The sequence below is a fragment of the Mesorhizobium sp. M0923 genome, from assembly GCF_040319365.1.
GTDB lineage: Bacteria > Pseudomonadota > Alphaproteobacteria > Rhizobiales > Rhizobiaceae > Mesorhizobium.
Genome location: NZ_JAMYNW010000007.1, coordinates 80,854 through 106,435 on the forward strand (window position 1 = coordinate 80,854; position 25,582 = coordinate 106,435).

The 25,582-nt window shown below is 62.7% G+C and carries 22 protein-coding genes; 5 read left to right on the top strand and 17 right to left on the bottom strand.

Annotated elements, in window-relative coordinates; translation table 11 throughout:
* Nucleotides 1-1,251, bottom strand: a complete 1,251-nt coding sequence (locus tag NKH89_RS14140) for an SGNH/GDSL hydrolase family protein (protein ID WP_352494705.1) — start codon at nucleotides 1,249-1,251, stop codon at nucleotides 1-3.
* A 26-nt stretch (nucleotides 1,252-1,277) separates the two neighbouring features.
* On the bottom strand, nucleotides 1,278-2,504 hold the full coding sequence (locus NKH89_RS14145) for a lytic murein transglycosylase (protein WP_023719093.1): 1,227 nt from the start codon (nucleotides 2,502-2,504) through the stop codon (nucleotides 1,278-1,280).
* Nucleotides 2,505-2,711: 207 nt separating this feature from the next.
* Between NKH89_RS14145 and galU the strand changes: the two genes are divergently transcribed.
* Nucleotides 2,712-3,617: a UTP--glucose-1-phosphate uridylyltransferase GalU gene (gene galU / locus NKH89_RS14150; RefSeq protein WP_023719094.1), complete on the top strand. Its 906-nt coding sequence runs from the start codon at nucleotides 2,712-2,714 to the stop codon at nucleotides 3,615-3,617.
* 129 nt (nucleotides 3,618-3,746) lie between these two features.
* Here the strand turns inward: galU and NKH89_RS14155 are convergent, their stop codons facing one another.
* Complete coding sequence (locus tag NKH89_RS14155; RefSeq protein WP_352481934.1) at nucleotides 3,747-5,498, bottom strand: outer membrane beta-barrel protein; 1,752 nt, start codon at nucleotides 5,496-5,498, stop codon at nucleotides 3,747-3,749.
* 150 nt (nucleotides 5,499-5,648) lie between these two features.
* Here NKH89_RS14155 and NKH89_RS14160 point away from each other — a divergent pair, with 150 nt between their 5' ends.
* Nucleotides 5,649-6,650 carry a KpsF/GutQ family sugar-phosphate isomerase gene (locus tag NKH89_RS14160; protein WP_023719096.1) on the top strand — a complete coding sequence of 334 codons (1,002 nt, stop codon included), beginning with the start codon at nucleotides 5,649-5,651 and terminating at the stop codon, nucleotides 6,648-6,650.
* A 7-nt stretch (nucleotides 6,651-6,657) separates the two neighbouring features.
* Here NKH89_RS14160 and NKH89_RS14165 read toward each other — a convergent pair whose 3' ends face one another.
* The 8 genes from NKH89_RS14165 to NKH89_RS14200 form a co-directional block, all read right to left on the bottom strand.
* Nucleotides 6,658-7,122: an NfeD family protein gene (locus NKH89_RS14165; protein ID WP_023719097.1), complete on the bottom strand. Its 465-nt coding sequence runs from the start codon at nucleotides 7,120-7,122 to the stop codon at nucleotides 6,658-6,660.
* 4 nt (nucleotides 7,123-7,126) lie between these two features.
* A complete protein-coding gene (locus NKH89_RS14170) occupies nucleotides 7,127-8,074 on the bottom strand; it encodes an SPFH domain-containing protein (RefSeq protein WP_023719098.1) in 948 nt (315 codons plus the stop codon).
* 129 nt (nucleotides 8,075-8,203) lie between these two features.
* Entirely contained in the window at nucleotides 8,204-9,268 is a 1,065-nt protein-coding gene (gene hemH, locus NKH89_RS14175) for a ferrochelatase (protein ID WP_352481936.1), read from the bottom strand.
* A gap of 151 nt (nucleotides 9,269-9,419) precedes the next feature.
* Entirely contained in the window at nucleotides 9,420-11,570 is a 2,151-nt protein-coding gene (locus NKH89_RS14180) for a 5'-nucleotidase C-terminal domain-containing protein (RefSeq protein WP_352494709.1), read from the bottom strand.
* A gap of 303 nt (nucleotides 11,571-11,873) precedes the next feature.
* Nucleotides 11,874-12,248, bottom strand: a complete 375-nt coding sequence (omp10, locus tag NKH89_RS14185; protein WP_023720183.1) for an outer membrane lipoprotein Omp10 — start codon at nucleotides 12,246-12,248, stop codon at nucleotides 11,874-11,876.
* A 187-nt stretch (nucleotides 12,249-12,435) separates the two neighbouring features.
* Nucleotides 12,436-13,881, bottom strand: a complete 1,446-nt coding sequence (locus tag NKH89_RS14190) for a homospermidine synthase (protein WP_352909147.1) — start codon at nucleotides 13,879-13,881, stop codon at nucleotides 12,436-12,438.
* A gap of 122 nt (nucleotides 13,882-14,003) precedes the next feature.
* Nucleotides 14,004-15,242: a hypothetical protein gene (locus NKH89_RS14195; protein WP_352481941.1), complete on the bottom strand. Its 1,239-nt coding sequence runs from the start codon at nucleotides 15,240-15,242 to the stop codon at nucleotides 14,004-14,006.
* Between the two features lie 158 nt (nucleotides 15,243-15,400).
* The gene (locus tag NKH89_RS14200) at nucleotides 15,401-16,450 is read right to left on the bottom strand and encodes a LacI family DNA-binding transcriptional regulator (RefSeq protein WP_023720186.1); all 1,050 of its coding nucleotides are present in this window, start codon (nucleotides 16,448-16,450) and stop codon (nucleotides 15,401-15,403) included.
* A 194-nt stretch (nucleotides 16,451-16,644) separates the two neighbouring features.
* Here NKH89_RS14200 and NKH89_RS14205 point away from each other — a divergent pair, with 194 nt between their 5' ends.
* A complete protein-coding gene (locus NKH89_RS14205; protein WP_156948115.1) occupies nucleotides 16,645-16,971 on the top strand; it encodes a MoaF-related domain-containing protein in 327 nt (108 codons plus the stop codon).
* Between the two features lie 15 nt (nucleotides 16,972-16,986).
* Nucleotides 16,987-17,430: a DUF6640 family protein gene (locus tag NKH89_RS14210; RefSeq protein WP_031194347.1), complete on the top strand. Its 444-nt coding sequence runs from the start codon at nucleotides 16,987-16,989 to the stop codon at nucleotides 17,428-17,430.
* Between the two features lie 98 nt (nucleotides 17,431-17,528).
* On the opposite strand, the gene NKH89_RS14215 is transcribed toward NKH89_RS14210, so the two are convergent.
* The 6 genes from NKH89_RS14215 to NKH89_RS14240 form a co-directional block, all read right to left on the bottom strand.
* A complete protein-coding gene (locus NKH89_RS14215) occupies nucleotides 17,529-18,467 on the bottom strand; it encodes a heme-dependent oxidative N-demethylase family protein (RefSeq protein ID WP_352909148.1) in 939 nt (312 codons plus the stop codon).
* Nucleotides 18,464-18,751, bottom strand: coding sequence for a YciI family protein (locus tag NKH89_RS14220; RefSeq protein ID WP_023720190.1), 288 nt, complete (start codon nucleotides 18,749-18,751; stop codon nucleotides 18,464-18,466). Before NKH89_RS14220 ends, NKH89_RS14215 begins: the two co-directional genes overlap by 4 nt.
* Nucleotides 18,752-18,768: 17 nt before the next feature.
* Nucleotides 18,769-19,431, bottom strand: a complete 663-nt coding sequence (locus NKH89_RS14225; RefSeq protein WP_031194348.1) for an aminotransferase class IV family protein — start codon at nucleotides 19,429-19,431, stop codon at nucleotides 18,769-18,771.
* On the bottom strand, nucleotides 19,380-20,531 hold the full coding sequence (locus NKH89_RS14230; RefSeq protein ID WP_352909149.1) for an aminodeoxychorismate synthase component I: 1,152 nt from the start codon (nucleotides 20,529-20,531) through the stop codon (nucleotides 19,380-19,382). Before NKH89_RS14230 ends, NKH89_RS14225 begins: the two co-directional genes overlap by 52 nt.
* A 158-nt stretch (nucleotides 20,532-20,689) precedes the next feature.
* On the bottom strand, nucleotides 20,690-21,520 hold the full coding sequence (locus tag NKH89_RS14235) for a helix-hairpin-helix domain-containing protein (protein WP_352909150.1): 831 nt from the start codon (nucleotides 21,518-21,520) through the stop codon (nucleotides 20,690-20,692).
* A gap of 391 nt (nucleotides 21,521-21,911) precedes the next feature.
* Nucleotides 21,912-23,747 carry a M3 family oligoendopeptidase gene (locus tag NKH89_RS14240; RefSeq protein WP_352909152.1) on the bottom strand — a complete coding sequence of 612 codons (1,836 nt, stop codon included), beginning with the start codon at nucleotides 23,745-23,747 and terminating at the stop codon, nucleotides 21,912-21,914.
* Nucleotides 23,748-23,899: 152 nt separating this feature from the next.
* Here NKH89_RS14240 and NKH89_RS14245 point away from each other — a divergent pair, with 152 nt between their 5' ends.
* Nucleotides 23,900-25,462: a sigma-54-dependent transcriptional regulator gene (locus NKH89_RS14245; RefSeq protein WP_352909153.1), complete on the top strand. Its 1,563-nt coding sequence runs from the start codon at nucleotides 23,900-23,902 to the stop codon at nucleotides 25,460-25,462.
* Nucleotides 25,463-25,582 lie beyond the last annotated feature (120 nt).

The window sequence follows — 25,582 nt, forward strand, 5'->3', positions numbered from 1 at the left end:
TTACTGCCGGATCGCCGTCGTCGTGTCGGATGCAGCAGCCGCAGTCGCAGGTTGTATCTTGGGCGGCCACGAGAAATCGTCGGCGCGGCCGGGCGAGGCGTCGGTCGCCTTGCCCTCGACGATCAGCTTTTCGCCGGGCAAATTCTTGTCCGCCTTTGCCGGCGGGGCGGCGCCGAGAAGTTCCGAGCCGCCGTCCAGCGCCGGATCGCTGAGCAGCATCGGCACAGTGCGATCGGCGGCTATCGGTGCGGCAGCAGGTGCCGGCGCCTCGACGGGAGCGCCGGCCGGGGCAGAAGCTGTGACCACGCTTCCCGGAGCGGCCAGCCCAAGGATCTTCATCAGCGGCTTTTCGGTGTAGAAGGCGAGCTTGCGCTTGCCGGCCTTCGACATGTTGATGCCGTCGTCGGAGCGCAGGCGCACCGATTGGCCGTTTATGTCCGGTCCGCTGGTGATAAAGGCGCCGTTCTCGTCGACGAACCCGTCCCAGACATCGACGAATTCGCCGCCGTGGCTTTCGGCGGACGAGCGGTAGATGTCGTTGAAGGCCAGCATGTCGGAGGTCATTTTCGAGACCCGGAAGGCCGGCATGCCAACCCACAGATACGGCACCTTGGCTGAAGCGATGGCTTTGCCGAGCGCTTCGGTCCGGCGCTCGTACTCCTTGGTCCAGTTTTCGGATCGCGGCTGCTCACGCACATCGCCGACGCGCATCTGCTGACGGTCGTTCGATCCGAGCATGACGACGACGGCTGCCGGTTTTTCGGCAGCGATCAGCGACTTGACCTGTTCGGGCCAGTTGTAGACATCGTCGCGCACGAAGCCGGACGAGCCGTTGGCGCGGACGACAATCCTGACGCCGGTGTTTTCGGCAAAGGCGGCGTCGAGCCCCTCAGCCAGTCCAGACGCCATGAAATCGCCGACCACCAGAACGACGCGCGCATCGGGCGCCTTCTCGGCCACCGGGGTTGTCGGCTCGGCCGGCGCCGGCCGGCGAACGGACCGGGGCTTCCTCAGCTTGGGTCTGGGCTTTGTTCTCTGGAATTCTCTCGGGAATTCGGGCGGCGGCTGCTCAAACCGCTCGCTTCTGCGCGGAAACAACAGGTCGCGCAGCGACCAGCCACGACTTTCCGGCTCCTGCGCCATGGCCGAGGTATGAAAGGCGCTGGCCGCGCCGACTGCCAGAACGACGATCGCCAGAACGAGGATCGGCACGCGACGAACGATCAACCGGATGCGCGCAGCCGAAACCAATCACCCTCTCCATCCCGTAACCGGCTCTAGTTTTGCCTGAGCCATTTGAGCACTTCCTTGCTCGGATACCCGTCCTGGGTCAAGCCGGCCTTTGCCTGGAAGGCCATGATGGCGGTTTTCGATCCGTCACCGATCTTGCCATCGAACTTGCCGTCGTAATAGCCGTGCTCGGAAAGTCGCTTCTGAAGCTCCTGCCTTTCCTCGAAGGAGAGCTTGGTAAACGGTCGCTTCCAGTCCTGCACAAGCCCGCCATAGCCGGCGATTTCGTCGGCAAGAAGGCCCACGGCGAGCGCATATTTGTCGGCATTGTTGTAGCGCTTGATGACCGAGAAATTCTTGATCATCAGGAAAGCCGGCCCGCCCCGGCCACCGGGCAGCTTCAACGTCGCCTTGTCCCCACCGTTCTTGAACGGCTTGCCGTTGGCACGGGTGACGCCAAGCGCCTGCCATTGCGACAGCGACTTCGAGCCCCCGGGCAGCTTCTTGCCGTCCGGAAGGCTGACCTCATAACCCCAGGTCTTGCCTGCCTGCCAGCCGTTCTTCCTCAGCAAATTGGCGGCTGTCGCCAGTGCGTCGGGAATCGAATTCCAGATGTCGCGCTTGCCGTTGCCGTCCATATCGACCGCATAGGACAGGTAGCTGGTGGGGATGAACTGGGTATGACCCATCGCGCCGGCCCAAGAGCCGCTGAGATGGCTTTCGTCGATGTCGCCGGTCTGCAGGATCTTCAGCGCCGCGATCAGCTGGGTGCGGGCAAATTTCGCGCGCTTCGGGTCGGCATAACCAAGCGTCGCCAGCGAGCGCACGACATTGCGCATGATGTCATCGCGCTTGAGGGTTTCGCCGTAGTTCGACTCCATCGACCAGATGGCCAGCAGGATGTAGCGGTCGACGCCGTATCTTGCCTCGATCCTGTCCAGCCACGGCTTCCATTTCCTTGCCATCTGCTGGCCGACGGCGACCGACTGGTCATGGACGCGGTTGTCGAAATAATCCCAGGCGGGTGCGGTGAATTCGGGTTGAGTACGGGCCTTTTCCAGCACCATCGGATCAGCATCGCTGATGCCCTTGAATGCCTGGTCGTAGACGGAGCCGGAAACGCCGCTCGCCACGGCGGTAGCACGGAAGCTGGCGACCCATTGGCGGAAGCCGGCATCGGCAAAAGCCGGCCCGCTGGGCATGAGCAAGGCAAGCGAGAGGCTGGCGGCCGTCAGGACGCTGGTGAAGCGCCTTGCGACGTTGCGAACGGACATCTTTTCCTCCTTCTTTATCTCAGGAAGACTATTCATCGCCGAACCCGGTTAGCATTTGGTTTACCATAGGTGCCGTCCGGGATGAAAAGATGCGTCGACGCTTTACCAGCTGAGATTTCTGTCCCGTCGTTCAGTAATGCTCGATTTCGGCATGAAAATGTCTCGAATCGGGATTGCCGAACCGGCATGCAAATGGATAATTGGCACATGAAGAGAGTTCGCAAGGCAGTATTCCCGGTTGCCGGTCTCGGCACGCGCTTTCTCCCCGCCACCAAGGCCATTCCCAAGGAAATGCTGACGGTCGTCGACAGGCCGGTCATCCAGTATGTGGTCGATGAGGCGCGCGAAGCCGGGATCGAGCATTTCATCTTCGTGACCGGCCGCAACAAGGCGGTCATCGAGGATCACTTCGATGTCCAGTTCGAGCTCTACGACACGCTTGCGCAGCGTGGCAAGGATGATCAGCTCGCCCGCCTGCAGCGGCTGCAGCCGGCGCCGGGGCAGACCAGCTTCACCCGCCAGCAGGTGCCGCTCGGCCTTGGCCACGCCGTCTGGTGCGCGCGCGAGCTTGTCGGCGACGAGCCCTTTGCGCTGCTGTTGCCCGACATGATCATGCAGTCGGAAAAAAGCTGCATGAAGGACATGGTCGAGCTTTACGCCGAGACCGGCAACAACATCGTCGCCGTGCAGGAATGCGATCCCGCCGAGGCGCACAAATACGGCATTGTCGGCCGCGGCGAGGACGCCCATCACGGTTTCAGCATCACCGGCATGGTGGAAAAGCCGAAGACCGGCACCGCGCCGTCGAACCTCTTCATCAACGGGCGCTATATCCTGCAGCCGGAGATATTCAAGATACTCGAAGGCCAGGAAAAAGGCGCCGGCAACGAGATCCAGCTCACCGATGCAATGCTGAAGCTGCAGAAGCAACAGCCCTTCTACGGCTACCACTACCGCGGGCGGACGTTCGACTGCGGCTCGCCCGAAGGCTTCGTCGAGGCCAACGTTGCCTTCGCACTGTGGCGCAGCGACATGAATGCAAGCATGGCCGGTGTCATTCGCACGCTTCTCGACGAACTCGCGCCGTCAGAACGCCGCGGCGTAGCCTTCTAGCTTCAACACCGGTTCGCGCTGACTGGCTAAAGTGCGCCGCATTCGACCAGCCTTATGCGATGCGCTTTAGGTTCTTGTTTTATGCATGTCGTTATCGCAAAACCGCTGCACACTTTTGCGCGACATGCATTAGCGCTGCAACTTCAAGCCGACGAAGATACTGTTGGCCGTGTAGTCGCGTCCAACCAGGTTGCTGGTCAGTTTTTCAGTCCTGACGCGGGTGGTGAGCCCGGCATAGCGGTTCAGCCACCATGTCAGCCCAGCCTCGGCGCTCAGCGTCAAATCATGATCGTCGGAGCCGGTATAGTCGCGCCATTCAACGCCGAGAGCGGCATTTCCGGTCAGGTTGGCGCGGATTTGCCGCTCGCCGGTGAGGCTGCTGGAATAGAGCATGTCGCCGCTTTCGCCCGCGTTCGTCGTGTTCTCGGCGGTCGTCTGTGCGGTGAGGCCGATCGTGGTGCCGCGTTCCGGCGACCATTTGAGATCGGCATTAACCGTCGCGCCCGAAATCGCCGGCAGGGCGTTGTCGTCGATAGCTTCGCGCAGCCAGCCGACCGAGAACTCGCCGGTAAGCTTCTCGCGGAGATCGAGCTCGACGCCGGCCCGTGCGCCAAGCCGCGTCGAGGAGCGCTGGAAGCCGTTTGGATCGACGCGCAAATCATAAGCGCGCCGGCCGACCTCGATTTCGGTGAACGGAGTGATGGCAGGCGAGATCTCGTAGCCGGTGCGCAAAATGGCCGTATAGAGCGTCGAGTCGCGGCCCTTCTGCGACAGCGATCCCCCCGACGAAAGCTTGGCGTCACCAAAGATGTCGTGCTCGACCGCGCCGGTCAGCGCGAAGCGCATCTTTCCCGCATCCTTCTCGACGGCGAGGCTGCCGCTCACGGTCTGGCGCACCGGCTGCCCAACGGCGCCGACGATGGCGTCCGGCGCCGAGGCCGATTCGGGCACGGCCTCGTAGCCAAGTTTGGCGATGGCGCGCAGATCATTGTCGAGATCGATGTTGAGCGTGCCGTCGACGCGGCCTTGCGCCTCGTGAACGTCATAGCCGGACAACGTCTCGCGGAAGATGCCATAGCCCTCAATCGTCGCCGAATTCTCCCGCCAGTCGGAGACGGCGTTGAAGCGCAGCGTCGTTTCCGACAGCAATGCCGGCTTGCCGAGGCTGCTCGAATCGGCGTTTGTTGAATACGTCAGGCCTTGCTCGAGCGTCGGCCGGATCACGAAGGAGCCGAGCTGGATGCCGGTGGCGGCGAACGGGTCGTCCTCGTTCTTCTTGTCCTGGCCTTCGATGGCTTCGGTGCGCTCGGCGCCGGGGTCGAGCTTGAGCCTTTCGGCGGAATCGATGGTCACCGCACGGCGGTTGGCCGTATCCTGCTCGTCTATGGCGGCGGTGTCGGTGTCGTCGGTCGTCGGCGTCGCTGCAGTCGCAGTGGCGCCTCTCTTGCTCTTCTTGTTGTCCACGGCCTCATCTTTGGCCTTGCCTTCTTCGACGGCGCGTTGCGTTGCGCTCGGCCGCCGTCGTGGCGGCGGAGCAGGGTCGGCAAACGGGTCGTCGCTGGCCGCTGGTGGATCGAAAGTGCCGCCGGTTGTGGCCGCCGCCTCGCCCGTGCCGTCGTCAGGCAAGGCCCCCGGGCTGGCCGGACGATAGGTAGGCAGCGGCGTATCGTCGTTGGCGGTTGCAGCAGCCATGCCCAACTGCCTGATCCTGTACTGCTGGTCGTCCAGGATTGTCGATTCCGAAACCTCACCGCGCAGCTCGGTTTCCTGGGCGCAAAGCAGTGCCGGACGCGACAACGCAAGGACACTGGTTGCCAGCAGCAAAGCGCAAACCGCCTTGCCCTTTCGTCCTATTTTGTTTTGAGGCTGAAACCCGGACATCGGCACCACTGCTTGCGCGGCGCACGCGCGCCATACTTACGAAACCGTAAATGGGGATGGTTAACGGAGCGTTGAGGGATCGCCCGCCAAGGTGTTCTGGGCGGCAATTCCGTTGGACAGGCGCGCGCCGAAGCGCTAATCGCATCGTCCATGGACGTGAAATCCCCAGACAGGAAGCCGCTCGACGAGCAGGCCGCGATTGCCTCGGCGCTGAGAACGGTGGCGACAGAGCAGGCCGGCGTCGCGGCACTGGCAGACGCGCTCGAAAACGGGCTGGCCGAGCCGTTCGCACGGGCAGTCGACATGGTGTCGCAGATCGATGGCCGCGTCATCGTCACCGGGGTCGGCAAAAGCGGCCATATCGGCTCGAAGATCGCCGCAACGCTCGCTTCGACCGGCACGCCGGCCTTCTTCGTCCACCCTGCCGAAGCCAATCACGGCGACCTCGGCATGATCGCTCGGAACGACGCCATCATCGCCCTGTCGTGGTCGGGGGAGAGCCTTGAGCTCAAGGGCATCATCGCCTATTCCAGGCGCTTCTCGATCCCGCTGGTCGCGGTCACCGCCGGCGAAAAATCGGCTCTGGCGCGTGCGGCCGACGTGGTGCTTCTGCTGCCGCGAGCCCCGGAAGCCTGTCCGCACGGCCTTGCGCCGACGACCTCGACGCTGCTGCAAATGGTGATGGGCGATGCGCTGGCCATCGCGTTGCTCGAGGCGCGCGGCTTCACCCCGGACCATTTCCGCACGTTCCATCCCGGCGGCCAGCTCGGAGCCAACCTGACGCAGATCCGCGAGATCATGCATGTCGGCGACAGGCTGCCTCTGGTGTCGTCCGGCACCGGCATGCGCGAGGCGATCCTCGAATTGTCGCGCAAGGGGTTTGGCTGCGTGGCGGTCACTTCGGCGGACGGCAAGCTGATCGGCATCATCACCGATGGCGACATCAGGCGCCATATCGGCAGCGATCTTCTGGCCATGAGCGTGGATCAGGTGATGACCAGAGAGCCAAAAATGGCGGCGCCCGACACACTGGTTGCGACGGCGCTGCAGACGATCAACGATTCTGCCATTACCAGCCTGATGGTGGTCGAAGGCAGACGGCCGATCGGGCTCGTCCATCTGCACGACCTGCTGCGCATCGGTGCTGCCTAGCGGGCTTCTAGACTGCCTCGACCGTCAGTTCCAGGTCGGTGTCGGCGGCACCGGTCACGCGCACCTGCGTGCCGGCCGGCAGGTCAGGGCCGGAGACGCGCCACAACGTGTCGCCGAGCTTGATGCGGCCGCGCCCATCCTTGATCGGCTCGGCAAGGGTCGCCGTCCGGCCGACCATCTGCGCGCCGCGCCGGTTGAGCAGCGGCTGGTCGGTTTCCTCATGCCGCCCGCCCACCAGCCGCTTGCCGACATAGGCCGAGACCAGCGACAGCGCGAGGAAGGCGAGGACCTGGACCTGCCAGCTCCAGAAACCGGCGTCCCAGATGAGCAGCGAGACGACGCCGATCAACAGCGCGGCAATGCCGATCCACAGCATGAAAATGCCCGGCGCGACGACCTCCATCACCAGCAGGACGAAGCCGAGGACCATCCAGCTCCACGGACCGAGTTCGGAAATGATGCGATCGAACATGGCCTCAGGTCTCGCTGGGACGAACCACGGGCGGGCGGGCCTGTCGTGCTGGACTGGCGGTGCCTTCGCCCTTGAAAACTTCCCTGGCGATTTCACCAATGCCGCCGAGCGTGCCGATCAGTGAGGAAGCCTCTATCGGCATCAGCACGAGTTTGCTGTTTGTCGCTGCACCGATCCTGGTCAGCGCTTCGGTGTATTTCAGCGCGACAAAGTAGTTGAGCGCCTGCACGTCACCCTTGGAAATCGCCTCCGATACCACCTGCGTGGCGCGTGCTTCAGCCTCGGCCGAGCGCTCGCGCGCCTCGGCATCGCGGAAGGCGGCTTCCTTGCGGCCCTCGGCCTCCAGGATCTGCGATTGCTTGAGGCCTTCGGCGGCGAGGATCTGGGCGCGCTTGTTGCGCTCGGCCATCATCTGGCGGCCCATCGATTCGACGAGATTGGCCGGTGGATTGATGTCCTTGATCTCGACACGGGTGATCTTGATACCCCAGGGGTGCGCGGCCTCATCAACGACGCGCAGCAGGCGCTCGTTGATGGCATCACGGTTTGACAACAGCTCGTCGAGGTCCATCGAGCCCATCACGGTGCGGATGTTGGTCATCGTCAAATTGAGGATAGCGTTCTGCAGGCCGGCGACCTGGTAGGCGGCCTGCGCCGCGTTGAGCACCTGATAGAAGGCAACGCCGTCGACGGCCACGGTGGCGTTGTCGCGGGTGATGATCTCCTGGGTCGGAACGTCGAGCACCTGCTCCATCATGTTCATCTTGGCGCCGATACGGTCGACGAAGGGCACGATGAGGTTGAGGCCCGGGCTCAATGTCTTGGTGTAACGGCCAAAGCGTTCGACGGTATAATTGTAGCCTTGCGGAATTGTCCGGATGCCCTTGAAAAGCACCAGCACGACAAGGGCGACAAGAACAAGAAGCGCAATATCGAAACCACTGAAACCCATTTTGGCTCTCCCCTCAAAGGCCATGTTGGACATTGCCACGCGGCCGATTCCACCAAACACTTAAGTGTGTTTCAGCAATGTTACAATCAGGTGATCTCGGATTGCGGGTGCATGGACTGCGGGATCCATTCAGGCCCAGCCGGACAGCTCGCGCCGCACCATTGCCTCGATCACCGCCATGCCCTCTGCACTGTCGTTGAGGCAAGGGATGTGTGCGAACTTTTCGCCGCCGGCATGGTGGAAGGTCTCGGCCGCTTCCCTGCCGATCTCGTCCAGCGTCTCGATGCAGTCGACGGAAAAGCCCGGATTGACGATGGCGATCGATTTCACGCCTTCGCGTCCCAGTCTTTCGACCGTCTTGTCGGTGTAGGGCTGCAGCCATTCCTGCGCGCCGAAGCGCGACTGGAAGGTGGTAATCAGCTTGTTCTCATCCCAGCCGAGCTTTTCGCGCAGCAGCCGCGTCGTCTCCAGGCAATGCGCCTGGTAGGGATCGCCCTTGTCGGAGTAGGATTTCGGAATACCGTGATAGGAGGCGATGACGATTTCCGGATCGAAGTCGAGGCTCGCCAGATGCCCTTCGATCGAACGGGCGAGCCCCTCGATATAGGCCGGCTCGTTGTAATAGGGGGGCACGCTGCGAATGGCCGGGGCGCGGCGCATCTTCATCAGCGCGCGAAACAACTGGTCGTTGGCGGTCGCAGTCGTCGTCGCCGAATATTGCGGATAGAGCGGGAAAGACAGGATGCGGTCGCAGCCTTGCTCGACCAGTCTGTTGGCCACGCTCTCGGTCGAAGGGTTGCCGTAGCGCATCGCCCAATCGACGATCACATGGGATAAATCGCCGAGCGCAAGCCCGAGTTTCTCGGACTGGGCACGGGTATAGGTGCGCAGCGGCGACTCGTTGCGCTCCCGGTTCCATATCCTGGCATAGTTGGCGCCCGACTTCTTCGGCCGGGTGGTGAGGACCAGGCCGTAGAGGATCGGATACCAGACCGCCTTGTTGAGTTGGATGACGCGCGGATCGGACAGGAATTCCCTGAGATAGCGCCACATCGGCTTGAAGTCGGTGCCGTCCGGGGTGCCGAGATTGATCAGCATGACACCGATCTTGCCTGTCCCGACCGGAGGGTGTCCTGCCGGGAGCGCGCCGGCGGTCGTTTCGGCTTTGCTTTCAGCAGGGTTGGCAAGCGTCATGGGGTTCTCCAACACCGCGAAACCAGCGGTGCCGCGGCGAAGGTAGCGATGCCGCGCCGGTTTTCAAATGCAGCGTCTGGCCGCACCTTATCCCAGAAATGCAGCACCCGCCCGGTTTGCCGGGCGGGTGCATTGCGTTCCTGCGGCCGGATTACTTCGAGGCCGCCGGGATAGTCAAGGTTGCGCCGACCGGCAGCCGGCGTGGCTCGTAGGCTTTGTTGGCATCGAAGATCATTTTCCATTTGGTGCCGTCGCCATAGGCCTTCACCGCGAGATCCCAATAGGTATCGCCGGCGACGATTACATGGCTGCTTTCGGCCGGTGCCGGCTCAGCCGGCTTGGCGGGCTCGGCAGGTTTTGCCGGCTCACTTGGGGCCGGTTCACTCGGGGCCGGCTGACTCGGGGCCGGCTGACTCGGGGCAGGCGCCGTCTCGGCCGGTTTGGCCGGTACAGCCGGAGCAGGGGTGGCCGGAGCCGGTGTGGCCGGAGCCGCAGGTGCCGCCGGCTGGGCCGGCTCGGCGGGTGCGGGGGCCGCCGGCGCGGTTTCAGCCGGGACGGCCGGTGGTGTTTTGGAAATGTCGCCGGAGCCGGCCGGCATTTCGGGCATTGCCGGCTCAGCAGGCTTTATCGGCGCTGCCTCAGCAGGTTTTGGCGGTTCGGCCGGGTTGGCTGGTTCCGCGGCCGGGGCTCCGGTCGCGGCGATCTCGGTGATGCGGCCGTCGAGCTTCGGCGTATAGGGCCGGTGCGCGCCGAGGTAATCGGCGACGACCTGTTCCAGCCCCGGGCCGTAATCATAGGCGTTCTTGGCCTTCTCGGCGAATACCTTGTAGCCGTCACCGCCCTGGCGGACATAGTTGTTGGTGGCGACCAGATAGTCCTTGTCCGGTTTGATCGGCGTCCAGGCGCCGCCTTCCATGACCTCGACCGATTTGACGCGTCCATTAGGCGGCGCCGATTTGTCGAACGCATATTTCAGGCCGGCAACCTGCGGGAAGCGCCCGGCGCCGTCCTCGACCTGGCTGAGGCCGCTTTCCAGGCCGGCAACCAGATCCTTGCCGGTGATCTGGAAGGTCGCCAGCGTGTTCTGAAACGGCAGCACAGTGAGAACCTCGCCCATGGTGACGGTGCCTTGGTCGATCGAGGCGCGCAAGCCGCCGCCATTCGAGATGACGATCTCGACACCTTGGCCCTTGACCCGGTCGAGGACGGCGTCGGAGACCAGATTGCCCATCTCGCATTCGCGGGCGCGGCAGTTTTCGCGGCTGCCGTCGATCGCCTTGGTGGTCTCGGCGACTTCCTTGTTCTTCAAAGCCTCGATCGGGGCGCCGAGTTCCTTGATGCGGGCAAGCACGGCGGGGTCGGGCGTGATCGATTTGTCGAGATGAATGGGATCGCCGCTTGCCTCTTCGACGACGCCATTGTCGTCGAAGACGACCTTGAACTCGCCGAGATATTTCGAATAGGACGCCGCCTGCACGACCGGCACTTTGTAGCCGTCCGGATTGTCGACCATCGTCGGATAAGGGCCTTCCGCCTTGGGGTCGGTGTTGGACAGCAGCGAGTGGCTGTGGCCGCCGACCACCACGTCGACGCCCGGGATCTTGGCGATCACGTCGCGTTCTCGCTTGTAGCCGATATGGGTGACCGCGATGATCTTGTTGACGCCCTCTCGCTTCAGTTTCTCGACCTCGGCGGTGATCGACTTGACGTCGTCCTCGATGGCGATGTTCGGGCCAGGCGTGGCAAGCTCCGGCGTGTCGTTGGTGACCGCGCCGACGATGCCGATCTTCTGGCCGCCGACCTCGACCACGATCGACGGCTTGACGCGGTCGCCGAGCTTGGATTGCGCATTGGCCTTCACATTGGCGCCGAGCACCGGAAACTGGATCATGTCGAGGAACGGCGCCAGCGCCGACTCGCCATCGTCGAACTCATGGTTGCCGACCACCTCGGCATCGAATTTCATCTGGTTGAGGAATTCGCCTTCGGTCTTGCCCTTGTAGGTCGTGTAGAAGAGCGAGCCCTGGAAATTGTCGCCGGCGCTGAGCAGCAGCACGTTCTGGCCTTGCAGCTTCTTGCGCTCCTGCGCGATCGCGGTGACCAGGCGGCCGGCGCCGCCGACGCATTCGCCCTTGGTCTCCTCCTCGGCCGAGCAGGTCGATTCATACTTGTTGTTGCTCTCGATGCGGCTGTGCCAGTCGTTGATGTGCAGGATGTTCAGCGTGTAGTCGGCAAAGGATACGCCTGCCGACAGGCCAAGCGCCGATGCCGACAGCGCGGCGATGGCAGCGATCTTCTTCATTCTCGTCTCCCGGATAACTTGAGTACAGCGCCGCGCGTCATTTGGGACGCGCAAAGTACCAATTTTATTTTGCGCATGATCCTTTCCGAAAATCGACTCCGATTTTCGGGGTCATGCGCAGACGCGTTTAAAGCTCTTGTTTGACTGGGATGTAACAGCCCTCTCGGGCCATGTTCACATCGCGTTTCAGTCGATGCAAGCGGAAATCGGCATCAGCTTTGCCGGCGTAAAAAGGCTTTGCCGGCGTAAAAAGCGGCGGCTTCAAGCCGCCGCCCTTTTGCAAAGTCAATTCGGAATCGGATTTCAGGTGCGCCTGGTCAGCACAAAATTCTGCCCGCTCGCGCTGGTGCAATTGAGCTGGCTTGTGGAGACCATCAGGCAGTTGAAGCTGATCGGCGTCTGGCGGATCAGCGAAGTGCCATGGATCTCGACCGAGGTGCCGCCGGTCATGGTGTAGCTGCCATCGGCAAGCTTCTGGCCGGTGTCGGTTGCGACGGTCGCGAAGCTGCCGCCCTTGAAGGTGGACAAGCCCGTGCCCTGCGCGTCGATCCAGGAGCCTTCAACCCCTTTGGCCGTGATCACCGGCGGCTCGCCTGGGCCGGTTGTGGTGCAGGCCGCCAACGCGACCGTAGCGGCCGCGGCAATGCCAGCCGAAAGCAGTCTTTGCGCGATCGTCATCTTCAAAATCCTCTCCTCTCGCATCGGCCCGAAAATCGATCCGATTTTCGGAAAGCACGATGCTCACATTCAAAGTGCTAGAGCGTACTTTGTGCGTCCAAATGGACGCACGTCGCTCTAGGCCGCTCCTCTTCAATCGCCCGATTTCCGGGCGATTGCAAGCTGGCGGAGTGTCGACGCAACGCTGCTATCGAACGAGGATGTTGCGGAATTGCCACGGGTCTTTGGTGTCGAGGTCCTCGGAAAACAGACCAGGTCGATTGTCGAGCGGTGTCCAGTCGGTATAATAGCTCCTGACCGGCCCGAGATATGGGTTCTGCACGTCGAGGCAGCGCTTGTAATCCATCTCGTCGGCTTCGACGATGCCGGCCTCGGGATTTTCCAGCGCCCAAACCATGCCGGCCAGCACCGCCGACGTGACCTGCATGCCGGTGGCGTTCTGGTAGGGCGCCAGCTTGCGCGCCTCGGCCAGCGACAACTGCGAGCCGTACCAGTAGGCGTTCTTGGCGTGACCGTAGAGCAGCACGCCGAGTTCGTCGATGCCATCGACCAGTTCGTTTTCGTCGAGCACGTGATGCACGGGCTGAGCCTCGCCGGCGGCACCGAACATCTCGTGCAGTGACAGCACGGCGTCGTTGCAGGGATGATAGGCGTAATGGCAGGTCGGCCGGTACTGCACCTTGCCCTTCTTGCCGCGCAAGGTGAAGAAATCGGCAATTGAAATCGCCTCATTATGCGTCACCAGGAAGCCGTATTGCTGACCGGGCGTCGGGCACCATGTGCGCACGCGCGTGTTGGCGCCGGGCTGCTCCAGAAAGATCGCGGCCTTCGAGCCGTTCTTGTGTTTTTTGGCGTTCTTCGGCATCCACGTCTCATGCGTGCCCCAACCGAGCTCGGCCGGCTGCAGGCCTTCCGAAATGAAGCCTTCGACCGACCAGGTGTTCCAGAACACGTTCATCGGCTTGGGTTTCTTGGTGCGCTGGGTGTCGCGCTCGGCGATATGGATGCCCTTGACGCCGGCTTTCTTCATCAGCCTGGCCCAGCCTTCGCGATCGTGCTGCGCGGGCTCCGAGAAATCGAGGCCAAGATCTGTGGCGAGGTTGACCAGCGCCTGCTTGACGAACCACGAGACCATGCCCGGATTGGCGCCGCAGCACGAGATCGCCGTGGTGCCGCCTGGGTTCTTCGCGATTTCAGTACGCACCGTCTCGCGCAGCGCATAGTTGGTGCGTGAGGCATTGTCGGCCTTTTCGTCGAAATAAAAGCCGAGCCAGGGCTCGACCACCGTGTCGATATAGAGGACGCCAAGCTTGCGGCAGAGCTTCATGAGTTCGAGCGAGGAAGTGTCGACCGACAGGTTGACGCAAAAGCCCTGGCCGCCGCCATTGGTCAAAAGCGGTGCCAGCAGCTTCTTGTAGTTCTTCTTGGTCACCGCGTCCTGCATGAAGGTGATGCCGCGCTCGTCGAGCAATTTGCGGTCGGTGTCGCGCGGGTCGATGACCGTCATGCGCGACTTGTCGAATTTGAAATGGCGCTCGATCAGCGGCAGCGTTCCCCGTCCGATCGAGCCGAAGCCGATCATCACCACAGGGCCGGTGATCTCACCGTAAACGGGCCAGTTTTCATTCGCCATTTATCGATTACTCCCTCAAAAAACGCTTCGGAACAGCGGCTTGGCCGCGGCGCGACAAACCATAGATCATTGTCACAATAAAGCGAAAATCGGACGGCCGGCGTTACGCCGCGCCATCCCGGCTACGGCTCGACCAGACTTGCAAACTCCGGCTTGAAGAGGGCACGTGCCTCGGAGACCGGCAGTTCCAGCAGATCGTCGGCGCAGGCCTGGATGGCATGCGGCAGGGTCTGGAGCCCGAACACCAGAACCTGCTTGTCGCCCTCGCGCCAGAGGCTGGCAGCCAAATTTTCGTCGATCAGATCGTCGATGCCGCATTCGGCTTCGTGATCAATATCGGTCTGATCGCTCGGTTTCTTGCGCCGCTGCTTGACGAAGGAGGCGAGGGAAGGACCGGGCTTGCCATCTATCGTATCCAAGAAAATGTCCTGAAGGCCGAGCAGGACGCCGCGCCGCACATCCATGATGTAGGCGTCCGAATAGTTGGTCGGATGCGCTCCGCCGCAGAAGATGCTGCCGGACTCCCGCCAGCTCATCAGCCGCGGAGTCAGCGAGGTCACTTCGAATGTGCTGTCCTCATAGCCGCCGAGTGTGCCGCCGTTCACACCGTCAATCGGCCCGCCTTCGTTGAAACCGGCATATTGCGCCGCCACGCAGCCCAGTGCGCCGATGTTGGCGCGCCAGTGCCTGTCTTGCAGCAGAGCGTTCGCGGCCTCGATTGGAACGTCGCCGGACAGTTCGACAATGCGCGGCGTGGCAAATTTGGTGCGGGGGTCGACGACATAGCGGTAGGTTGCGTCCGGCCAACCAGTCGTCTTGCCGTTATCGAGCTGAGTGTCCACCCGTAGATAGTCATAAGGGGACGTTTCCATGGTGAGCGGCGTGTCATTGCCGAAGAACTTCATGAAGCTGAAATCGTAGAGATCGAGCGGGCTGCTGGGCTCGTTCTCGGTCACCTGCCGACTTGCGACCCGTTCCAATCTGAGCGGCAGCGCGCTCTTTCCGTTCCAGCTGCCTTCAAGGGTTTTGCCGTTACTGGATGAGGCCAGGCGCCAGACGGCGGCAATCGGCGCAGCCTTTCCGTCATCGCAATTGTCGGCGCCGCATGCCTCCTCCTCGGCCAGTTCGAACTTGCTGCCCTTTTGAGACCGGGCCTGCAGCGGGATGTCGACGCCCTTCGAGCGGTAGAAATAGCGGCCGGCCAGCGGGCCGCCGGGCGCGGCGGGGTCGCCGGTGAATTCGACGACGATATCGCTCTTTCCAAGCTTGCCGGCATAAGTCACCGGCTCCGCCTCGGCTGCTGTCGACAGTACCAGGATCGCGGCCATTAACGTGACCGGCCTGCTAAGATGCTGGATCATTTTTCCCCCAAGCCGCGAGTTACAGCTGTCTTGCGCCAGCAGTCACGGTCGGCTGTCAGGCCCTTATAGTCAAGTTGTGCCTCGTCCCGCACCTGAGGCTGCTCAGCGAAAAGACGCGGCGAGCGCCGCCCCTGGTGCGGATGGCGCATCCGCCCGTTTCAGCGGGTTTTTGTCCTCGGCGCGGCTGTGGAGGCTCGAACCACCAGTTCTACCGGCAGAACGACTTGGCGGGGGGCTTCATTGTCAAGGACCATTCGGGCGGCAAGCCGGCCTTTTCCGATCACGTCTTGTGCGACAGTGGTCATCGGAGGCGTGGTGCGTGCGGATTCAGCGGTGCCATCGAAGCCGACGACCGACACGTGGCCCGGCACGTCTATGCCGCGACGAACCGCCTCGTCGAGTATCGTGATCGCCTGCCAGTCCGACATGGTCAGGATCGCGGTTGCTTCAGGCGCCCTGTCGAACACCACTGATCCGGCAGATGGCTCGCCTGGGATTGTCTCGATGATCGGGACATCGTCGATCGACAAATTTGCCTCCGCCAAACCCTGTTTGAAACCGTCGAGCCTTTCATCGTCGAGCGGGAAGCCGGCCAGAAGCGGGCGCGTTGCCTGTCCGGGCATGTGGACGATCGGCGGGCCGGGAGTGCGGCGCACCGAAAGGATGGCAAAATGCCGGTGCCCCAGCCCGGTCAAATGCCGGACGGCAGCAACCGCACCACTCCTGCCGTCGATCTTTATCGAATTGATGTCGGGACCTGCGTCGCTTTCGAGAATGACGAAGGGCAGACGCCGTCTCTGTACAGAAATTATGAGACCAATGTCGGCGCTGTGACCAAGGATAAAGCCGTCAACCAGGGCATCGCGGATGCTGGCGAAGCGCGTGTTGTCGGTGCCGTTTACCAGGCTGAGCGTCGTTCCAGCCTCGTCGCAGGCGAGCGAAACGCCGAGCACCAGCTCGCGGCCGTATGGGCTTCTCATCACTTCGGAGATGGCGTAGGCGCCAGGCGGCATGAACCCGATGGCATTGAACTTGCCGTCCCGCAGCAATCGTCCTTTCGGATCGGGGCCGCCAAACCCGAGCGCTCGCGCGGCCGCTTCGACGCGCTCGCGCAATTCGGGCCTGACCAGCTCCGGCCGGTTGAAGACGTTGGAGACAGTCCCCCGGGAAACTCCGGCAGCCTTGCCGACATCGGCTAGGGTGGGCATTGGCGATTCACTCGTTTTCCCTGAGGTAGACCATTTTTTGGAGCGCTCCAAGAATTTTATTGACTCAAAACCAAAATAGGGGGATCGTGCTCCTTGGAGCGCTCCAAGAGCATATACTGAGGGTGTTTCTGCGACTGAGACACCGAGAATCGTCACATGGCATGGTCGCAGCGGCCAATGCCCAGGAGAGGATGATGGCAGAAACCGATGCTTTTCCAGCCTCGCTCGTAGGCAAGACTTTCGACTGCGTTTTCGGCCCCTTCGTACCGCGGCTGACGTTTCTTTCGCCGCAGGAATTGCATATCCAGGCGTCGATCGGGACCACTGAAATCGACGAGGTGGTCAAGGTCGGCCTGACCAGCGTGCGTCCGAATCTCGTGCTCGCGAGTTGGACGGAGCAGAGCGGCAACTTCATTGTGCAGTTGCAGGATCACGAGAACCGGATCGTCCATAATTATGCGCGGCTGGCCGATGGGCAGCTCTTCTGTGCTCAGGGCGCCATTCAAGCCGTTCCGGCGTGAGGGGAGGAAAATGCGATGGAACTCGCTTATGACAGTCATCTGCTTGCTCGAATTCTGCTGAGCGTCGCGACCGTGGGTTACGGTGTAGCGACGATCAAAGCCGACTTGAACGCCACCCACGCCACCAATCCACTGTGGACTCCCCATGCCCGGTTTCACGTCGTCTGGCAGGTGCTGAGCTATACCGGGGTGGCGCTGATTGCCCTCGGACTCATCTGGATCAAGGGGCAACTCGAAGCCGAGCGGCTCTATCTCGCCGGCGGATTGGCCGCGGCCATGTATGGGGCATTCTTCGCGGCCATGCTCTCGCGGCCGATCTATGGTGGCGTGCTGTATGACGAGAACGGCTACCCGCCGTTCCGGCCGCCGTTTGGACCGGCGGGCTGGCGGTGGGATGTCAACGTCACCGTCTTTACCGCGATGTCGGCGATCCTGCTGCTGGGCCTGGCTGCGATTTAGGGCAATTCCGGGAAAAGTGTGAGACGGCTTTCCGTCCGGAATTGCGCAAGAACAAAGAGGTGGAGCGGTTCGGCGTTTCCGTGAAACGATGAACTGCTCTAGGACAGCGCCAGCGCCCTAAGCCACGCGACCAGCCGGTCACGATCGGCGGTCATCCCCTTGTAGTCGAGCTGGGCCTCGTCCAGCGCCAGAAGTTGTTCGGCCAAGGACGCTGCGAGCGCCGCACGGTCGCGGTGGCGCTCCAGCACGGCGAGCGGGTCGAGATGGATGCGGATGGTGAAGAGTACGTCGCCCGAAACGGGGAGCTTTCTCAGCGTCTGCCGCTCGACGCGGATAAAGGCATGGGCGTCGATGTCACCGTCCGGGAATCTCGACGGGCGACTGCTGGCGCGGTCGATGCGTTCGACATTGGAGAGCGGATGGTAGAGCGCGTTGCCCGCCTGGATCGACCAGTTGTAGCGCTCGACGGCTTGGCCCTGGAGGCCGTCGAACATGCGGTTGATGAGATCGGCCGGGCGTGTGCCTGGACCGAAACCCGGTACCGGCGCGTGGATCTGCTGCAGCGGCTTGCCGAATTTTTCGGTCAGCGACCATGACGAGGGGAAGCAGAGCGAGCCGGCCGCCAGACGCCAGCCGCTCTCGTCGCGGCGCATCAGGATCAAATCCTCCTGGACGAGCAACGAGGCCGCGACAAGCGGCGCATCGCTGAAAGAAGCTGCGGTGCCTGAGCCTACAAGACTGTCGGTGCCGCCGATCACCACGATCCCGTTGTCGGTACGCCTGTGGGTCCCAGGAAAGTTCGCCGCCAGATGCGCACCGAGCAGATCGAGCACTTCGCGTTGGGCGTCGCGTGTGGCTTGCTCCTCGACAAAAACCTTGTCTGGAATTTCGGCATAAAGCCGGCGTTTCTCGGCAAGATAGGGCAGCAGATATTCGTCGATCTCGATCCATCTATCTAGATCGAGCGGCTTCAGCCCGATGGTGAACAGTTTCGACGAGCCGTCATAGGGTGTGTGGGTCGGTGGGCGGAAACTCATGCTTCTTTGTAGGCTTCCAGTGCGGCGGCGGCCATTCTCGCCGTGAATTCGGTGATTTCGTAATCGGCGGCGCCTGCCTTGGCGAAGGGATCGTCCGCCAGTCTGGCATCGAGCACGTCGCGTGGACCGCGCGCGATGATGATGCCGCCGGTCCTCGGCCGCTTCGGCCCGGAGGCGACAAAAATGCCTTCCGCATAACAGGCCTTCAGCCACTCGACATGCGCTTGCTGCAGGCTGTCGATCTCGGTCAGCGGCACCGTATACTTCAGCGAAACCACGAACATTGTTGTCTCCCGATGCTTCAGCCCAGCCGCGCCGGGATCAATCCGCGCAGCGAGTTGCCGACGAACAGCGCCTTGGCCGATTTCAGTTCGCTCCATGTGTAGATTGCTTCGCGGGCGCGGCCTTGATCCAGCAGTTCGCCGCGCAGGACGCCAGGCAGCAGGCCGCAATCGAGCCGCGGCGTGGCCAGCACGCCGTCGCCGAATTCGGCAAAGACATTGGTGATCGTGCCCTCGCAGATTTCGCCGCGCTCATTGGCGAGCAGCACCTCGTCGGCCCGGCCGGCGAGATATTCGGCGCGGGCGCGCGTATAGATTTGTCGGCGGCTGGTCTTGTGGCGCAGCAGCATATCGCTCGAATCAAGCCGCACGCGCGCCAGCTGCACGGTCCAGACCTTGTCTGCGGCGAGCGGCGCGTAGGGCTGCACCGAAACCGCTACATCGCCCTTGCGCGACAGGACGAGGCGAGTGCGCAACGCAATGTGCTGGCGGCCGACCGCATTCATCAGCGCTTCACCGACCCGTTGCGGGTCGCAGCCGAAGCCGAGTTCGTCTGCCGAGCCGTAAAGCCGCGCGAGATGGCGGTCGAAACGGAGGAAACCCGAGCCGGGTTCCCAGCGCATTGTTTCGATCAGTTCGAAATCGGCAGTGTTCCCGTCGCGAAACGGGCTTTCAGCAGACACTCCTGGTACTCCTCTTCGGCTGTCGAATCGAAGACGACGCCACCGCCGACATTGTAGACTGCCTCGCCATTGGCAAAGAGCGAGATGGTGCGGATCGCCACCGAAAAGCGCATCCGGCCGCCGGGGGCGATCCAGCCTATGGCGCCGCAATAGACATCGCGCGGGCCACCTTCCAGCTCGCGCAGGATCTCCATGGCACGGATCTTCGGCGCGCCGGTGATCGAACCGCAGGGGAACAGCGCGGCGAAAATCTGGCGGATGGCGAGGCCGGGCAAAAGTTTCGCCCGCACGCGGCTCACCATCTGGTGGACCGTCGGGTAGCTCTCGATGCGGAAAAGCTCCGGCACATCGAGCGTGCCAACCTCGCTGATCAGTGAGATGTCGTTGCGCAGGAGATCGACGATCATCCGGTTCTCGGCCTGGTTCTTCTCGTCGTTGCGCAAGAACGCTTTCAGGCGATCGTCCTCCGCCTTGGTGGCGCCGCGCGGCGCAGTGCCTTTCATCGGATGCGTCTCGATCATGCCTTCCGCGTCGACCTCGAAGAACAGTTCCGGCGAACGCGACAAGACGATCGGATCGCCAAGCGCGACCAGCGCCCCATACTTCACCGGCTGGCGTTCGGTCAGCGCGTTGAAGGCGTCCAGCGGATCGCCCGACCATTGCGCGTGGACCGGAAAGGTCAGATTGCCCTGGTAGCAGTCGCCCTTGCGGATGTGGTCATGCAGCCTGGCAAAGCGTTTGGCGTAGTCGTCCGAGGACCAGGCTGCCTTGGGGTCGAAGATTGGGCCGATGCTAGCCGGCAGATCGCCTGGCGCGACCGTCTCTTCGACCGGCGGGTCGAACACGCCGAGGCAGAAAAGCGGGGCGCGGCGGCCGGCTGGCAGCAGCGGAACGAGCTTGGGCTCGAGCAGGTAGCCGGCCTCGTAGGAGAAATAGCCGGCCAGCCATTTGCCGCCATCATGTGCAGCCTGCGCGGCTTCAAGCGCCGGCAGGAAGTCCGCCTCGCCATGCGCCGAGATGATCTCGGCCGGCCGGTCGAAAACGAGCTGACGCGCGGTCTCGTCGTTCCGGAAAATTGCAAAGGGCAGGGGCAGGGACATAAGGCTCGGATGCTGCGGTCACCAGCGATCGATCTATATGGGGGCTCGACCGTGCGCAATCGAGGGAACGGCGTCTCAAGACGCAAAGGCGCGGCGGGGCAAAAACAAAAGCGGCGCCCGAGAGCGCCGCCTTGTTCCAAATGCCGCCTTGCGATGGATCAGGTGTTGCTGGCTTCCCCCGCGGTCGGGAAGCGGCGCGCAAATTCCTTTTCGTCGCCGGCGGCAAGCAGTTTCGCCTGCTCGATCCAGCGTTCACGTTCGATGCGGCCGTCGAAATTCAACGTCGCCTCGATCCGCCTGACATCGTCGGGCGTCCAGGCGGCGATCTGGGCATAGGTCGTGACCCCAAGCCCTTTGAGCAGCCGCTCGTTGGTCGGGCCGATGCCGATCAGGCGACGCAGATCGTTGGCTTTGCCCGCCGCTGCGGTCGTTGCGTTGCCGGTCGCGGCTTTCTTTGCCGCCGGCGCAGCCTTGCTTGCCGCTGGCGCAGTCTTTTTTGCCGCTGGCGCAGTCTTTTTTGCCGCTGGCGCAGTCTTGGGTGCGGCGCTCGCTTTCGATGCAGCCGGCTTCGGCGTCGCCGTTTTCGCCGCACTTGCGCGTGGCGCGGTCGCAGCCTTGGCCGTTGCAGATTTCTTCGGCGCCGGTTTGGCCGGCGCGGATGTCGACATCAGGGTTGACGGTGCCTGCATCGCCGCCTTGGTTGCGCCGGCCTTGGCGGCTGGCGCCTTGGCTGTTGCCGCCTTCGCGGTTGGCGCCTTGGCGGCCGGCGCCTCGCCCAGCCGCCGCTCGAGGTCGGCGCGGGCGCGGCCGCATTCATCCAACTCACCGGTCAGGCGGTCGCTATCGGCCCGCAATCTGTCACGTTCGCTGCGCGTGCGGTCGAGATCGCCGCGCAAACTGTCGAGTTCGCCACGCAGGCGTCCCCAAATGAACCAGCCAACCAACACACCTACCAGGAACGCCAGGAGCATGTAGAAAAAAGTGCCCATTGTCTTTCTCTCTCCAGTCCGATCCGTCCGCCCTGGCCTGTGGAGCCATGACCTCGGCGAAGGACCATTCGATGGTGGTTCCGCAATTTGCAGAACAGCCGGCTTCGATCGAGCTGTCGGCGACCGGTTTGCCCCTGGCCAACAACCGTTGTCGCATCCGCCGACGCGCCATGACCGGTCGGGACTTTCCGACCGGATCCATTCGTGCCCGGCTGAGCTTGAGGGCGGACGCTATCATACAGCTTACGGGAATCTAACGGAAAACTTCCATGGAAAGTTATTTAAGAACAAATATCCAAGACAAGAATAGAACCATCGTCAATATGCATTGCAGCTAAACTGTTCTGGAAAACCCGATCACCCGGTGTTGCGCATCACCCAGTGTTGCGCATCACTTGTCCAGTGCTTCCAGCTCGTCGATCAGTCCGCTGATCACACCAAGCCCGATCTGCCAGAAGGCAGGGTCGGTCGCGTCAAGGCCGAACGGCGCCAGAAGCTCGGAATGATGCTTGGTGCCGCCGGCGCGCAGCATGGCAAAATATTTCTCCTGAAAGCCGCGCTCGGCGTTCTGGTAGACCGCGTAGAGCGAGTTCACCAGGCAATCGCCGAATGCATAGGCATAGACGTAGAAAGGCGAGTGGATGAAGTGCGGGATATAGGTCCAGAAAACCTCGTACCCCTCGCGCAGCTTGATCGCCGGCCCGAGGCTTTCCGCCTGCACTTCCAGCCAGAACTGGCCGAGCTTGTCGGAGGTCAATTCGCCGCTCTTGCGCTCGGCATGCACCTTGCGCTCGAACTCGTAGAAGGCGACCTGGCGCACGACCGTGTTGATCATGTCCTCGACCTTCTGGGCGAGCATGGCCTTGCGTTCGCGCTTGTCGGTGGTCTGCTCGAGCAACGAGCGGAAGGTCAGCATCTCGCCGAACACCGATGCGGTTTCGGCCAGCGTCAGCGGCGTCGACGCCATCAGGGCGCCCTGGCCGCCGGCCAGCACCTGGTGCACGCCGTGGCCGAGCTCGTGCGCCAGCGTCATCACGTCGCGCGGCTTGCCCATGTAGTTGAGCAACACATAAGGATGCGCCGAAGGCACCGTCGGATGGGCGAAGGCACCAGGCGACTTGCCGGGTCTCACCGGTGCATCGATCCAGTTGCGGTCGAAGAAAGTTCTGGCGATCTCCGCCATGTCGGGTGAAAAGCGCTGATAGGCGGAAAGCACGGTGTTCTTGGCCTCGTCCCAGCCGATTACCGCCTGCGGGGTCTCCGGCAGGGGCGCATTGCGGTCCCAGTGGTTCATCACCTCCATGCCGAGCCAGCGCGCCTTCATCGCATAATAGCGATGCGACAGGCGCGGATAGGCGTCGCGAACCGCCGCGGCGAGTGCGTCCACCACGCTGCGTTCGACGCGGTTGGCGAGATGGCGGGAATCGGCAATGTCCTCGAAGCCGCGCCAGCGGTCGGAGATCTCCTTGTCCTTGGCCAGCGTGTTGGTAATCAGCGTGAAGACGCGCAAATTCTTGCGGAAAGTTGCGGCCAGCGCTTCGGACGCCCGGCGGCGCACCTCGCCGTCGGCGTCCTGCAGGCGATTGAGCGCCGGCTCAAGCGTCAACTCCTCGCCGTCGAGGCCGAAGCGCAAATCGGTCATCGTCTCGTCGAACAGGCGGTTCCAGGCCCCGCGCCCGGTGATCGACTTTTCGTGGAAGAGTTGCTCGATGCGGTCTTCGAGCTGATAGGGCTTGTCCTTGCGCAGATCGAGCACCCAGGGCCGGTAGTGGGCGAAGGCCGGATCGGCGGCGAGTGCGTTTTCGATCGCGCCATCGTCGATGAGGTTCAGCTCGAGCGCGAAAAACAGCAGGTGCGCGCTGGCATCGGTCATCTTTTCCTGGATGTCGCCATAGAGCTTGGCGCGCTGCGGATCCGACGTGTTGCCGGCATAGACAAGCCCGGCATAGGAGACGATCCGGCCGATCAGCTCCTCCAGCGCTTCATAGGCCTGGAGCGCCTCGCCCAGCCTGCCGGCGCTGCCACGCCCGGCCTCGGCGGCGAGCGTGCCTTTCCAACGGCTCTCGAAGGCGATGGCATCGGCGGCGGCCTTGGCGATGTCGCGCTTCAACTCGGGCGCTTCCATGCCCGAATAGAGATCGGCCAGATTCCATTCCGGCAGGTCGCCAAGCTCCGCCACGCCCTGACTGGACGCCGCCGCCAGCTTTCGAGCAAAAACCATGCGCATTGCCGATCCTTCCAAACACGAAAATTCGAGGAAACGAGAAGCCGGTCAAATCCTAAGGAATTCATTCACCGGTTTTTTTGAAAGCTTATTTAGAACCCTGTGCCAAGATGATCCATAGGGCGCATTCTCGGGCGGGCACGGTCGGATCAGTCATGGCAGCTTCCATACTCATAGTCGATGACGATCCGGTGCAGCGCAGGCTGCTCGAGGCAGCGGTGACGAAATTCGGCCACACCGCGATCGTCGCCGATGGCGGCGAGGCCGGTCTCGATGTTGTCGACGGGCCCAATGCGCGCGACGTCTCGGTGGTCATCCTCGACCTGATGATGCCGGGCCTCGATGGCATCGGCGTGCTGAAGGCAATGCGCGAGCGCGGCATCCACATTCCCGTCATCGTGCAGACCGCCCAGGGCGGCATCGAAACCGTCGTTTCGGCAATGCGTCACGGCGCCTTCGACTTCGTCGTCAAGCCGGCCTCTCCCGACAGGCTGCAGGCGTCGATCGGCAATGCCCTCAAGGTCGAAGCGCTCGAAGGCGAAGTGAAGCGCTCGTCACGGCAGCGCGGCGGCCATCTGACGTTCAAGGACATGATCACTCACAGTCCGGCGATGGATCGGGTGATCCGGCTCGGCCGCAAGGCGGCGGCGTCCAACATTCCGATCCTGATCGAGGGTGAATCCGGCGTCGGCAAGGAACTGGTGGCGCGCGCCATCCAGGGCAGCGGCGACCGCCGCTCGAAACCCTTCGTCACCGTCAATTGCGGCGCCATCCCCGACAATCTGGTCGAATCGATCCTGTTCGGTCACGAAAAGGGCTCGTTCACCGGCGCCACCGAAAAACACACCGGCAAGTTCGTCGAAGCGCATTCGGGCACGCTGTTCCTCGACGAAATCGGCGACCTGCCGCTCGACGTGCAGGTCAAGCTGTTGCGCGCCGTACAGGACGGCGAGGTCGATCCGGTAGGCGGGCGCTCGACCGTCAGGGTCGACATCAGGCTGATCTCGGCAACCCATCGCAACCTGCTGCAGCAGGTAAAGGACGGCAAGTTCCGCGAGGATCTGTTCTATCGTCTGAACGTCTATCCGATCTTCGTGCCGCCATTGCGCGACCGTCGCGACGACATTCCCCATCTGGTCGAGCACTTCATGGAGAAGATGGCGCCCGCCGATCCGCGCCACCGTCTGCGAGGCATCTCGGCTGCGGCGCTCGCCATGCTGCAGGCCTATGACTGGCCGGGCAATATAAGGCAGCTCGAAAATGCCGTCTTCCGGGCTTCGGTGCTCGCCGAGGGCGACATGCTGACCGAAGAAGAGTTCCCGCAGATCCGGGCGCAGGTCGAGGGCACGGTCAATCTCGATGCGGATATCGCCTCGCCAGCTTCAGGAGGGCCAGCTTCAGGGTGGCCAGCTTCCGGATTGGCTTCGGGCAGCCTGCCGCGTGATAACGTCCCGGCCGCCGTCGGCGCCGCCGCAGCCGAGCCCGACGCGCCGGCCAGACCCCGCTTCGGCACACTGCGGGCGCTCGACGACCGCGGCAATGTGCGTGCGCTGGCCGATGTCGAGCTCGAAATGATCAAGCTCGCCATCGACCACTACAACGGCCAGATGAGCGAGGTCGCCCGCCGCCTCGGCATCGGCCGGTCGACGCTCTACCGCAAGCTCAAGGAATACGGCATCGACCCGGAGACCGGCCGTTTCGAGAGGCTCGCTTCCTGAGTCACAGGGCCAAGCCGGTTCTCATCCGGACATCATTCCAGGCAACTGAGTCTCGTAATGACGTGTTCGCCGCAATGTTCACGTATTAAGGCGGACGGTAACAGATCGTGTTTCGAGCTG